Origin of the sequence: Jeotgalibaca porci (assembly GCF_011299095.1) — a bacterium.
Lineage (GTDB): Bacteria > Bacillota > Bacilli > Lactobacillales > Aerococcaceae > Jeotgalibaca > Jeotgalibaca porci.
Genome location: NZ_CP049889.1, coordinates 1,836,163 through 1,849,495 on the forward strand (window position 1 = coordinate 1,836,163; position 13,333 = coordinate 1,849,495).

Here is a 13,333-nt window from a genome sequence, read left to right on the forward strand (position 1 = left end):
TAAATAGTATACTGATAGACAAAATTAGTCATTTTTGGAGGTGCTTATGTTTTTCTTTGAGGACTATGCAATCGAGAATCATAATTTCTTCTCATTGATAGAACTTGTGGATCAAAATTTTCCGGTTCATTTTCATCGCGCAGCCGAACTAATCTGGGTAGAGAAAGGGACAATCTCAGTCTCCATTGAGCAGGAAAATTGGCAACTGAAGAAAGGGGAGTGTATTTTTGTATTTCCAAATCAAATGCACGAAATCATTTTTATCGAACAAGCACGTTTACAAATCCTAGTATTCTCACCAGAACTAATTGGTAGTTTTTTTACCAAATACAAAGGCTATGTGCCGGAAAATCCGATTTTAAGACTAGAAAAACCATTTCCCGTCTCCAAAATAGATTCTTATTACTATCAAAAATCATTTTTGTATGGTGTATGTGACCAATTAGTCACAAATAGCTCGTTAATAAAAGTCGAATATTCGGCGCAAACGAAAGCAGTTCAATCGTTAATTGCCTATGTGGATGAACACTATATGGAAGCAATTACTTTAAAAATAGCAGCGGCAAATATTAAATACGATTACTTTTACTTATCGAAATTATTCAAGAAGGTCACCACTTATCGCTTCAATGACTATTTAAATCAATACCGCATCTCCCAGGCCTGTTATCAATTACGCGGGACCCAGAAGAGCATTTCAGAAATTGCTATGGACTGCGGCTATCAGAACATGCGAACTTTCAATCGGAATTTCCAGAATATCATTGCATGTACCCCCTTACAGTTCCGGAATAAAGGTTAATATTCGTGGTAGAATGATAAAAAAAAGCATTTTACTGTTGACAGCGCATTCATTTTAGCTTAAACTTTAGATAAGTTAGTTTAGCTTATAAACAAACCTATGGATTGCTTTTCAGGGAGGCACCCAATTTTTTTGAGCTATGTTGTAAACGCTTCCCGATTCTGTTCCAAATAATTTATCTACAGGAAGGAGATGAAGGCTTAGGGTAAGCGGTATTTGGTTATAGGAGTAAAAGACTTTTAAATTTAGGTACGTGCATAAGTTATATTCGTATTGCTTTCCAAATAAATTTTTCGGAGGAAGTCAAATGAAAAAAATTGTTAAATGGTCTTTAGCAGCTTTTTCCTGTGCTGCATTATTAGCAGGTTGTAGTAGCGAAAGCGGAACTACTGGTGAAAATGGATCAACAAGTGGCGGAGATACAACAGCAACCAATGATGACATTAGAGTTTATAGTGCCTTCATGGGGGTTGCAGGTAAAGAACTACCGGAAGACAACCGTATTAACGTCGCATTAGCGGAACTAATTGGAGCAAGAGCAGAAGTTACATGGTTAACAGGTCAAACAGCAAAAGAGAGAATTGGCGTTATGATTGCTGGTGGCGAGTATCCAGACTTAGTAGATGCTTCTGATGGTTACTCACAAATGGTTGATGCTGGAGCTTTCGTTCCGCTTGAGGACTATATTGATGACTATCCAAACTTAAAAGCACTCTATACAGACCTTGAGTGGGAAAAAATAAAAGCAGCCAATGATGGTCACATCTACACAATTCCAACATTTAGTTCCGTTCGTGGAGAAAACACAGAAACAAACTACGGACAAGAAGCTTTCTGGATTCAAAAGAGAGTTCTACAGTGGGCAGATTACCCAGAAATCAAGACAGTTGATGAGTATTTCGAGTTAATCAATGCGTTCTTGGCAGAACATCCAGAAACAGATGGACAACCAACAATCGGATTTGAGGTTCTATCTGATGACTGGCGTTACTTTGCTCTAGAAAATCCACCTGCATTCCTTGCTGGTTATCCGAACGATGGAGCTGCAATCGTAGATCCGGAAACACTGGAAGCAAAAGTTTACGACACTATTCCGGAAGCAAAAGAATACTTCAAAAAACTCACAGATGAATATGCGAATGGCGTCATCGACCCTGAGACATTCACAGCTAAATATGACCAATATATCGCGAAGATTTCTTCCGGGCGTGTATTGGGTATGATTGACCAATACTGGCAATTTGAACAAGCTGTCAACTCTCTAAGATCACAAGGAAAAGACGAATTGACTTACATTCCATTCGGTCTCGTACTTGATCCATCTGTACAACCACAATATAGAGAAGCACCAGCATTGAATACAAACGGTGGTCTAGGTATCACTGTAAGTAACGATGACATAGAAGGAACATTAGCATTCTTGGATGGCGTAGTAAGTGAGGAAGCAATGATTCTTCGTGGTTGGGGTGAAGAAGGCATCGACTACGAAATTGATGAGAATGGTAAATTCTATCGTACAGAAGAGCAACGTGCGAACTGGCGTAATACTGACTGGGTAGATAACAATGGATTAGACTATGGTTACATCACATCATATAGAGGAATGTTGCCAGATGGAATTAACGCGGTATTGCCACATGAGCAAGTTGAAGAATTCCAAGCTAACCTTGTTGATATCGACTTAGAAGTTCTTGAAGCTTATGGCCACGAGAAATGGGCAGACTTCATGGAAGTTCAAGATCCGGTATATCCTTGGTTCCCAATCTATACTGAACGTGGTACTTGGACAGCAGACGAACCAGCTGGAATTGCTAACCAAAAGATGACAGAAGTTAAAATGAAATGGTTGCCACAAATTATCATGGGTGGACCAGATAAGTTCGAAGATAACTGGGCTGCTTACATGGCGGAATACGAAGATCAAGTTGATGTAGAAGCATTCGAAGGTGCATTGACTGAAGAAGTAAAACGTCGTGTTGAATCTGAAAAAGAAATTTTAGAAAAATTAGGCGAAGAATAGAAATATGATTTATTAAATTTTGTGAAGGGGGACCGTCCTCTTCACAAAATTTATATAGATTTCGATTTTGGTAAAGGAAGGTGGAGAAATTGTATATGGATGCAGCAAAAGATGTCGTGGTGAAGAAGGAAAAGAAAAAGAAAACATTGGCGACAAGAATATGGCAACAAAAGGAACTCATTCTTATTGCCTTACCATTTGTTATTTATATTCTTGTATTCAATTATGCCCCATTAGTGGGATGGACAATGGCGTTTCAAAAGTACAAACCAGCTTTAGGTATGTTCGAACAAGAATGGGTCGGACTAGCAAATTTTAAGCAGCTATTTTCGGATTCATCATTTATTCGAGTCATTCGCAATACTATTTCAATGAGTATCATCAATCTATCACTAAGCTTCTTCTTCTCAATCACATTTGCTGTTATGCTAAATGAATTGAAAAACAAATCAATCAAGAAAGTCATCCAAACAGTTTCTTACTTACCTCACTTTTTATCTTGGATAATTGTAACTGGTATCGTTTTGGATGTATTATCTACTGAAACGGGCGTTATTAATCAACTATTAATGACATTTAATTTTATCGATCAACCGATTAACTTCCTGGCGGATCCCAAGTATTTCTGGTGGATTGTTGGTTTCTCCAACGTTTGGAAGAGTACGGGTTGGGGAAGTATCATTTATCTATCAGCAATGTCATCAATTAATGATGAACTTTATGAAGCAGCTGAAATGGATGGCGCAAGTCGTCTGAGAAAAATTTGGCATATCACATTACCAGGTATTAAACCAACAATCTTCATTCTGTTGTTAATCAATATCGGGAACATTATGAATGCCGGATTTGAAGTTCAGTACCTATTAGGTAATGGTCTGGTACAAGAAGTTTCACAAACAATTGATATTTACGTATTGAGATATGGAATCAGCTTGGGTAACTACTCGCTCGCAACAGCAGCTGGTATTTTCAATAGTGTTATTTCCGTAATCTTAATCACAATCGCTAATAAGTTTTCAAAAGCAGCAGGGGAAGAAAGTCTGTTCTAGGAGGGATATCAATGCAAAAATCAGTGCAAAAGAGAGTATTTATTTCAGATATAGTGTTTGATGTAGTTAAGTGGATTTTCTTGATTTTCTTCTTCTTAGCGACTCTTTATCCAATTTTGAATACGTTGGCAGTTTCGTTTAACGAAGGACTCGATGCAATCAGGGGCGGGATTACTATTTTCCCGCGGCAATTCACACTCGATAACTACCGCTCTGTGCTATCAAAAAAATCTTTGATGACAGGAGCATATAACACGGTTTTAAGAACTGTAATTGGTACCGTATCACAATTGTTCCTAACATCTTTACTAGCATTTGTGTTAAGTAGAAAAGAATTCATTTTCCGGACACCGATTACCTTACTATTCATTTTCACAATGTATTTTAACGCAGGTTTGATTCCAAACTACCTATGGTTGAATCGCTTAGGCTTCACAAACACATTCTGGGTATACATTATTCCAGGGATGATCAGTGCCTTTAACTTGTTAGTTATTCGGACGTATATCCGCGGTATTCCTGAAAGTTTGGTCGAATCGGCTCAAATTGATGGCGCCGGGTATTTCACAATATTCATGAAAGTTATTATCCCGCTATGTAAACCTGTTTTGGCAACGGTAGCCTTGTTTATCGCTGTTGGACAATGGAACTCATGGTTTGACACAATGATCTATAATGGTTTTAGCGAACGCTACACAACCTTGCAATATGAATTGATGAAGCTTCTTTCATCCGTAACGAGTCAAGGGGCAAATGCGAACGACATGAAGAATGCCGGAGCATCAATGGTAACTCCAATGTCCATTCGTGCAGCAACAACAATTATTACAGCTTTACCTATTGTGTGTCTGTATCCATTTTTACAACGTTACTTTATTAGTGGTTTAACAATTGGTGGGGTAAAAGAATAAGAGGGATAAATATGTTTAAATCAAAAGCTGGAACGGAATTTTTAGAGAAAATGAGCTGGGTCGCAGATATGTTAATGTTCAGTATCTTGTGGTTTGTGTTCTCAATACCCATTGTCACAATTGGTGCAGCAACAAGTGCGACGTATCGTGCAGTCCAAGTGAGAATGAAAGAAGGGAACGGCATCGTATGGAGTGTCTTTTGGAAAACATTCAAAAACTCTCTCCCGCAGGCGACTGTTTCATGGTTAATATATTTTATGATCACACTGGTATTTGGATTAAATCAAATGCTGTTAGTCAATGATTTAGCAGGGTCTTGGTTAAACCATTTTTCACAAATATTCTTATTAGTTGTTATCATTTTGATTACGCCTATATTAGTGATGGTATTGGCATATATCTCACGATTTGAAGATAACCTTAAGACTGTTTGGAAAAATGCTTTTGTCCTATCAATCGCTCACTTTAAAGTGACACTGTATGTTTTGTTTGTGACCGTAATCTCGGTTTCAGCAGTGTATCTTATCCCGGCTTTGGTTATAATCGTACCTGCCTATTCATTATCCAAAATTTGTCCGCGTTTAGAAACGCTATTTAATAATTATACAGATGAAGATTTACTAGAGCATTTAAATAGTAAACTCACTCTTTAGATTTTTGTGAAGGAGTCAAAAACACACGTTTTATGTGCTTTTGGCTCCTTCAAAATTTAAATCAAAGTTCACAGGAGGATTCTATGAAAGCTAAATTAAGAGTACAACGTCATCAAAAAATCAGTGAAATTGATGAGCGTTTATACGGATCATTTATAGAGCATCTAGGAAGAGCTGTCTACAATGGTATTTACGAGCCAACGCATGAAACTGCAGACGCAGAAGGATTCCGAAACGACGTTAAACAATTGGTTAAAGAATTGAATGTACCGCTTGTTCGTTATCCGGGTGGTAACTTTGTTTCAGGTTACAAGTGGGAAGACAGTGTCGGACCAAAAGAAAACCGTCCGCGTAAAGTGGATTTAGCGTGGCGGACCATTGAAACGAATCAAGTAGGTGTTCATGAGTTTGCGAAGTGGGCTAAAGAAGTTGATACGGAAGTAAACATGGCTGTAAACTTGGGTACAAGAGGAATCCAGGAAGCAATGGAACTTTTAGAATATTGTAACTTTGAAGGCGGTACTTATTGGAGTGACCTCAGAAAAGAGCATGGTACTGAAAAGCCATTTGGATTTAAGACATGGTGCTTGGGTAATGAAATGGATGGACCATGGCAAATTGGTCACAAGACAGCTGAAGAGTACGGCCGTTTAGCTGCTGAAACAGCAAAAGCAATGAAACTCGTTGATGATAGTATTGAGTTAGTTGTCTGCGGAAGCTCATCCAGCAAGATGCCGACGTTCGGAGACTGGGAACGTGTCGTTTTAGAGCATACATATGAATATGTAGACTACTTATCTCTCCACTGCTATTACGGAAACCCTGAGAATGACTTAGGAAATTATTTAGCGCAATCATTAGATATGGACCAATTCATTAAGACAGTTGTTTCTATCTGTGACTACGTGAAAGTTAAAAAAGGGAGCGACAAGCAGATTAACTTGTCATTTGATGAGTGGAACGTATGGTATCACTCGAATGAGCAAGATGCTGCCATGGAGCCATGGCAAATCGCTCCGCCATTATTGGAAGACATCTACAACTTTGAAGATGCTTTATTAATCGGTTGTTTGTTGATAACGTTGCTTAAGAACTCTGATCGTGTGAAAATCGCGTGTCTCGCCCAATTAGTTAACGTAATCGCACCAATCATGACTGAAAATGATGGAGAAACTTGGAAACAAACAATTTTCTATCCATTCATGCATGTTTCGAACCACGGACGCGGTGTTGTTCTAACGCCATCTGTTGAATCAGACTCATATAGTGTGGAAGGGTTCAAGCATGTTCCTTACTTAGAAACTATTGCGACTTACAACGAAGAAAACAACGAATTAGTTATCTTCGCTGTGAACCGTTCACAAGAAGAAACACTTGAATTTGTATTTGAGCAAGAAGGCTTCGAATTTGAATCGATTATTGAAGAAACAGCAATGGAAGGCTTCGATGTAAAAGCAACAAATGCAGCGGGTGCAGAAGTTGTTAAACCATCAATTGTCCAAAAAGCAACGATCGCTGACAATCAACTAACGACATCACTTTCTCCCTTATCCTGGAATGTGATTCGTATTAAGGTGAAATAAAACGTAAACCCTCTCGAACAGTAAGTTTGAGAGGGTTTATTATGTCTATATTAGGAGTGTTCAACACTTCAGTTAATAAAAATCTATAGGACACAAAGAGAGGGCGGGTACACTCCCAGCCCTCTCGCTTATGAATAATAAGTTTTGACTACGATATCTTGCTCATGATTCCCAAAGTATTTACCAAATAGAGTAACGCCACCGACGTTTTGAGCGTCTTCCTTAACCTCTATTTTGAGATTCCAAATATCTAAGCGATCGTTGATGTCCAATAAAGTAACATCAGATATAGGATCGCCATCCATATATGTTCCGTGATTCGTGATTCGAATTGTTTTCAATAGCCCATACTGATTCAAATTGTCTGGCCAGTACTCGGGATTCAAACGGCCGCGAGTATCAGAAAAATCACCTGGACTAGTCCAGGTTCCAAGCTCGACATCATTTAAAGTAAAGGTTATGTCAGATGGCCAAACATCATTTGAGAACGGGAACTCGGAACTAATCTCCATACTAATGTCTATTTGCTGCAAAATATTTTCGGGTTTAATAAAATTCGGTGTCTTGTATTCCACATAGCCGGATGTAAACCATAAAATACTAGCATTCATTCTACGGGAATCCATAAAGTATTTGGCCTCATCAACATTACCGATAAAATCTTTGTTGTCGGCCAAACCACATGATGGTTCAATATGATAGTCTGTATAGTGACCAATCGGAATCGAAACTTCATACAATTCATAGGAAGGATAGATTTGAACAGGGAATACCACATCGATGTGATCAACTTTCAGTATTGAAACTTTTTGAGTACCAGATTTACCTGGAATGCGTTCGGTTTTAATAATTTTTGCATCTTCCAATTTATTAATATGCTTCGAGACAATTGCACTGCTTAATTGGAGTTCTTCAGCTAGTTCTTTAATATTCATAATGCGTTTGGATAATAATTGGATAATCTTAAGACGGACCTCGCTTGCAAGAGCTTCGTACACAATGAGGGAGTTCTCAGTAATATCAAGTTGCATTCTTTCACCTACTCTCAAAATTAATATATAAGGTTAATATATATGTTTACGTTATAAAAGTCAATAAAAATTAAACAGGTACAATAAAGATATAAAAAACGGCAATTAAATTAGTTATGGTTAACGTTTTAGTTAATAATAAAATTAAAAAAACAGTATAAATAACAAAAACATTATTGACAACGCTTTCAATTAAATATATACTTTACTCAAAAGTTAAGGCATTTTGACCTGTGCACAGTTGATTTGCTTCTAACCGTTATTAGAATTTAGTTTTAAAAAAGAAAAGGTATGACTCAACTCCGAAGCGAATAAAACGATGTGTTAGATTAACGTAACAATATTATTTACTGACAGCAATACAGATAGATACTATTTTAACTCTTTTCTTGGAATACCATTCACGTAGAAAAAAACTAACTAATGGAGGGGTTCAATTTGTTTAACAAAAGAAAGATGCTCGCAGGTTCATTATCTTTTTTATCAGCTTTAGCACTAGTAGGGTGTGGAGGAGGAGAAACTGCCGATAGCGGAGGATCTCAAGGCACAGGCGGAAGTGATGGAGATAAAGAACTCACATTCATGTTCAGGGGTGGCGAAGATGAGAAAAAGGCATACCAAGCAGCGATAAATGCATTTGAGGATGCTAATCCTGGTGTAAGTGTAAATGTTATTTCGACAGATGCTGATCAATATGCAACGAAGCTTCAGGCAGCAATAGCTGGAAATGATATTCCTGACGTATTTTATGTCGAACAAGGGGATGTTATGGCTTATGTAGATAATGGTATCTTAAAAGACATTACTGAAGAAGTGGAAAATTCTGATTTCGATATTGAAAATGTTTGGGAGTACGGAATTAATAGTTACCGATATGACGGAAAAAATATTGGACAAGGAAATATCTATGGCTTACCGAAAGATGTTGGGCCATTTGCGCTTGGGTACAACAAAGCTATGTTTGAAGAAGCAGGTATAGATTTACCAGATCCTGATACACCATACACCTTTGAAGAATTTGTAGAAGTAGGAAAACAGCTAACTAAGGATAACGATGGAGATGGGGAGTTGGATCAATGGGCGACAGGATTCAATGTTAACTGGTCGCTTCATGCATTTGTTTGGAGTAATGGCGGCGAGTATTTAAGTGAAGATTACTCTGAAGTTTTAATTGATAGTCCAGAATTTATAGAAGCTCTACAATATTTTGCGGATTTACAAAACGTTCATGGACTAACACCTTCAGTAGCACAAGCACAAACTTTAGATACTTATCAACGCTGGATGAATGGAGAGATTGCTTTCTTCCCTGTTGGACCTTGGGATATGAGTACATATGCGACACTTGATTTCGAATATGATTTAGTTCCGTGGCCTGCTGGTAAGACGGGTGTTGCGGCAACATATATTGGATCGTTGGGAATCGGTGTATCAGAAGCAACTAAGCATGTGGATGAAGCAATTGAATTAGCGATGTATCTTTCGACCTCTAAAGAAGGTCAACAACAATTGGTAGATGCACAAATACAAATTCCTAACTTAATTGATATGGCAGATGAATGGGCTGCTGATACGGAATCAGTTCCAAACAATAAAAAGGAATTTGTTGATATCGTAGGTGAATATGGTCGTGCTTTACCTGCTGCAAGAACTTATACTGCAGAATGGTATGACGAGTTTTTCATCAATATTCAACCGGTGTTAGATGGAGAGCAAACAGCTGAAGAATATGTGAAGCAAGTTCAACCAAGAATGCAAGAATTACTAGATGCATCCATTATTCAGCACGAGCAATCAGCTAATTAATTTTATGAAAGAGCATCTAACTGCCTGTGAGATGCTCTTTCTCTATTAAGGAGGTTAAATTAATCATGGAAACAAATACATTGGGTAATACCCAGATAAAAAAGACGAAAAAAAGTAAGAGTAAACTTTACAACAATGAGTATCGCGCTGCTTTTTTGTTTATCTTGATTCCGATAATCGGTTTTATTATTTTTACTTTATTTCCTTTCTTTGTGAGTTTATACGGTTCGTTTACAGATTGGAACGGAATTGGTCAGATGAATTTCACAGGACTGACCAACTATAAAAATTTAATTAAAGATCCATATTTTTGGAAAACGCTTGGTAATACTTTTTATTTAATGCTTGGGATCCCAGTTGGACTAATTTTATCTTTCTTACTGGCTTCAGCATTAAACAGAAAAATTGTCGGGAAAACTTTTTTCAGGGTTATCTACTATATTCCGGTCGTGTCATCACTGGCAGCTATTTCGATTTTATGGCAGTGGGCGTACAACGGCGACTTCGGTCTAGTTAATCAGGCTTTAGCACTAATTGGTGTTGAGGGGCCCAACTGGCTTCAAAATGTGAACACAATCAAACCAGCTATTATCATTATGACAGTTTGGAAAGGTTTAGGTTATTCCATGCTCTTATATCTTGCAGCTATCCAAAGTGTTCCAAAAACCTTTTATGAAGCTGCTGAACTGGACGGTGCAAATGCTTTACAAAGATTTAAATATATTACGTGGCCTATGGTGAGACCTATTACATTCTTTTTAATTGTCACAAATATTATAGGCGGTTCACAAATGTTTACCGAAATTAATATCATGACGCCAACTGGTGGTCCACAGTATTCATCAGCAACTGTTGTCTGGTATTTATGGAGACAAGCTTTCAATAACTGGAAAATGGGTTATGCTTCCGCGATTTCGGTTGTTCTTGGTGTGTTGATATTCGTTATTACAGCATTACAGTTCCACCTGAATAAACGTTCTGATTACAAGTTAGATTAAGGAGGCCCATTAAAATGAAAAATGAATCTAGAAAGGTGAATGGGCTGATAACACTCATTCTTGCAATAGGAGGAATCATAATGATTGCTCCCTTACTTTGGATGATTTCGACATCATTTAAGAATAAGGCGGGTGTATTTTCTTTACCCCCACAATGGATTCCGGATCCATTCACATTTGAGGCATTTGAAAGGCTGAGTGAGCTAAGCACACTTTGGAGTGGAATTAAGAACTCGATAATTGTATCTCTTTCTGTAACGGTTGTCGGAAGTATCACTTCCAGTATCGCAGCTTTTTCATTTGCCAAACTAAGATTGCCTTATAAAAACCTTATATTCTTATTGTTGTTGTCTGGTTTGATGATACCGTATCCAAGTATAATGATTCCGCAATTTGTTATGTTTTCTAAAATTGGTTGGGTTAATACATTGTTGCCCTTAATAGTTCCTGGGATGTTTGGGAATATCACAATGATATTTTTCTTAAAACAGTATTTAAATAATATTCCAGATTCTATCATTGAAGCAGCGAAAATTGACGGTGCGACATACATGCAAACGTTCACTAAGTTAATATTTCCAGCTATAAAACCGGCAATTGCAGCGCAATTTATATTATGGTTTATGGGAGCTTGGAATGATTATCTAGCGCCATTACTATATTTGAATAGTCCTGAGAAACAAACATTACAAGTTGTTATAGCTAACTTGAATGCTGCCTATGCTATTCAAACCGACTATCCACTCATAATGGCTGCTTCTGTTATATCATTAATTCCCGTATTAACGGTATTTATTATTTTCCAAAGACAGATTATTGAATCTGTGGCATTAAGTGGGGTCAAAGGATAACTTAAAAAATGATTTATAAAGGGAGGAGTATTTGATGGAGTGGTCAGATAAAGCAATGAGATGGATGGAAATAATCATGTATTTGGTGTTATTAAATAGCTTATGGTTATTAGGTGTCGCTGTTGGAGTAGGTATCCTAGGTTTTTTCCCGGCTTCATTTGCACTGTTCAAGATATTTAACGACGAAGATTTATTTGAACCACAAAATCGTCTTCTTCCAATAATAAAAAGTTATATTTCTTACTATTTAAAGTTTTTTGTTAAAGCAAATTGTATTGGAGCTATTTACGCTGTAATGGGATTCATTACCTATTTCAATATAACTCTAATGAAACAAGAAGCCTTAATGGCGGCTATATTACTAATTCCAACACTCCTCTTCTTACTATATATATTTGTAACAGCCGTCTTATTCTCCCCTGTAATAATTATGGGGGAAGGAGATATTAAGTCTAAAATTAAAGTCATTATCACTGGTCCGTTGTTACTTCCCAAAACTAGTATTTTTACTCTTGGGCTTATGTCTATCAGTATTATTATTGCTTATCTCATTCCAATAAGCATGTTACTCTTTTTGATTTCTGCAACAATATTCACGATGAATAAAGTGACTATATATGAGCTTTATGAGAAAAAAGTTTTAATAAAAACAATATAAAGGATGAATGTTATGACTAGCAAACGCATATACAACAACCCAATCGTTATCGAACGCGCTGATCCGTGGGTATACAAACACACGGATGGTTATTACTATTTCACTGGATCAGTTCCGGGATATCAAGAAATAGAAGTGAGAAGAGCAAGAACATTAAACGAGCTAAGTGATGGTGAAACTGCGACTGTATGGACAGCACATGATTCTGGACCAATGAGCCAGTTGATTTGGGCGCCGGAAATTCACTATTTAAATGATAAATGGTATATCTACTTCGCAGCAGCGGGAAATCCCGATGTGGCAAAAGGGACATTCCAACACCGAATGTACGTACTAGAGTGTAGTGACGAAAATCCTTTAACGGGTACGTGGATTGAAAAAGGTCAAGTGAAAACAGCTTTTGAGAGTTTTAGTCTGGACGCGACTGTCTTTGAATGGAAAGATGAACTCTATTATGTTTGGGCACAAAAAGATCCGGCTATTCCTGGGAACTCAAACCTCTATATTTCAGCAATGGAAAACCCTTGGACCTTAAAAGGTGAACAAATTCTTTTGTCCATTCCACACTATGACTGGGAAAAGGTTGGATTTTGGGTAAATGAGGGAGCAGCGGTTATTATTCGTCACAACACGATTTTTATCACATATTCTGGAAGTGCTACGGACGAGAATTATTGTATGGGTCTGCTGTGGGCGGATGGAGATTCTGATTTATTGGATGGCTACAATTGGCATAAGAGTGAAGAACCGGTATTTATGAGTTCAGAAGAAAATAGTCTGTATGGACCCGGACACAACAGTTTTACAATTAGTGAAGACGGTGAAGAAGATATTCTTATTTATCATGCAAGACCAAAAAAAGTAGAAGCAGGCGATCCGCTAGATGTTCCCGACCGTCATGCAAATGCACAAGTATTTACTTGGAATGAAGCGGGATTCCCTGAATTTGGTGAACCAGGAAAATAACTTAA

At 37.5% G+C, this 13,333-nt stretch carries 12 protein-coding genes; 11 read left to right on the plus strand and 1 reads right to left on the minus strand.

Annotated features, from left to right (window positions below):
• The first annotated feature begins 46 nt into the window (after nucleotides 1–46).
• From G7058_RS09375 to arfA, 6 genes are all read left to right on the plus strand, one after another.
• Nucleotides 47–802, plus strand: coding sequence for a helix-turn-helix transcriptional regulator (locus tag G7058_RS09375; protein WP_166063295.1), 756 nt, complete (start codon nucleotides 47–49; stop codon nucleotides 800–802).
• A 307-nt stretch (nucleotides 803–1,109) separates the two neighbouring features.
• Nucleotides 1,110–2,822, plus strand: coding sequence for a type 2 periplasmic-binding domain-containing protein (locus G7058_RS09380; RefSeq protein ID WP_166063296.1), 1,713 nt, complete (start codon nucleotides 1,110–1,112; stop codon nucleotides 2,820–2,822).
• 80 nt (nucleotides 2,823–2,902) lie between these two features.
• Entirely contained in the window at nucleotides 2,903–3,871 is a 969-nt protein-coding gene (locus tag G7058_RS09385) for an ABC transporter permease (protein WP_227004430.1), read from the plus strand.
• An 11-nt stretch (nucleotides 3,872–3,882) separates the two neighbouring features.
• Entirely contained in the window at nucleotides 3,883–4,782 is a 900-nt protein-coding gene (locus G7058_RS09390) for a carbohydrate ABC transporter permease (RefSeq protein ID WP_166063298.1), read from the plus strand.
• Between the two features lie 11 nt (nucleotides 4,783–4,793).
• Nucleotides 4,794–5,435, plus strand: coding sequence for a YesL family protein (locus G7058_RS09395; protein WP_166063299.1), 642 nt, complete (start codon nucleotides 4,794–4,796; stop codon nucleotides 5,433–5,435).
• An 83-nt stretch (nucleotides 5,436–5,518) separates the two neighbouring features.
• On the plus strand, nucleotides 5,519–7,018 hold the full coding sequence (arfA, locus tag G7058_RS09400; RefSeq protein WP_166063300.1) for an arabinosylfuranosidase ArfA: 1,500 nt from the start codon (nucleotides 5,519–5,521) through the stop codon (nucleotides 7,016–7,018).
• 128 nt (nucleotides 7,019–7,146) lie between these two features.
• Here arfA and G7058_RS09405 read toward each other — a convergent pair whose 3' ends face one another.
• The gene (locus tag G7058_RS09405; RefSeq protein ID WP_166063301.1) at nucleotides 7,147–8,049 is read right to left on the minus strand and encodes an ArsR/SmtB family transcription factor; all 903 of its coding nucleotides are present in this window, start codon (nucleotides 8,047–8,049) and stop codon (nucleotides 7,147–7,149) included.
• 423 nt (nucleotides 8,050–8,472) lie between these two features.
• Between G7058_RS09405 and G7058_RS09410 the strand changes: the two genes are divergently transcribed.
• The 5 genes from G7058_RS09410 (at nucleotide 8,473) to G7058_RS09430 (ending at nucleotide 13,328) form a co-directional block, all read left to right on the plus strand.
• Nucleotides 8,473–9,855: an ABC transporter substrate-binding protein gene (locus G7058_RS09410; protein WP_166063302.1), complete on the plus strand. Its 1,383-nt coding sequence runs from the start codon at nucleotides 8,473–8,475 to the stop codon at nucleotides 9,853–9,855.
• 65 nt (nucleotides 9,856–9,920) lie between these two features.
• Nucleotides 9,921–10,853 (plus strand): carbohydrate ABC transporter permease, encoded by a 933-nt coding sequence (locus tag G7058_RS09415; RefSeq protein WP_166063303.1) that lies wholly within the window; start codon nucleotides 9,921–9,923, stop codon nucleotides 10,851–10,853.
• Nucleotides 10,854–10,867: 14 nt separating this feature from the next.
• Nucleotides 10,868–11,704, plus strand: coding sequence for a carbohydrate ABC transporter permease (locus G7058_RS09420; RefSeq protein WP_166063304.1), 837 nt, complete (start codon nucleotides 10,868–10,870; stop codon nucleotides 11,702–11,704).
• Between the two features lie 34 nt (nucleotides 11,705–11,738).
• Entirely contained in the window at nucleotides 11,739–12,362 is a 624-nt protein-coding gene (locus G7058_RS09425) for a DUF624 domain-containing protein (protein WP_166063305.1), read from the plus strand.
• A 12-nt stretch (nucleotides 12,363–12,374) separates the two neighbouring features.
• Nucleotides 12,375–13,328 carry a glycoside hydrolase family 43 protein gene (locus G7058_RS09430; RefSeq protein ID WP_166063306.1) on the plus strand — a complete coding sequence of 318 codons (954 nt, stop codon included), beginning with the start codon at nucleotides 12,375–12,377 and terminating at the stop codon, nucleotides 13,326–13,328.
• Nucleotides 13,329–13,333: the final 5 nt, after the last annotated feature.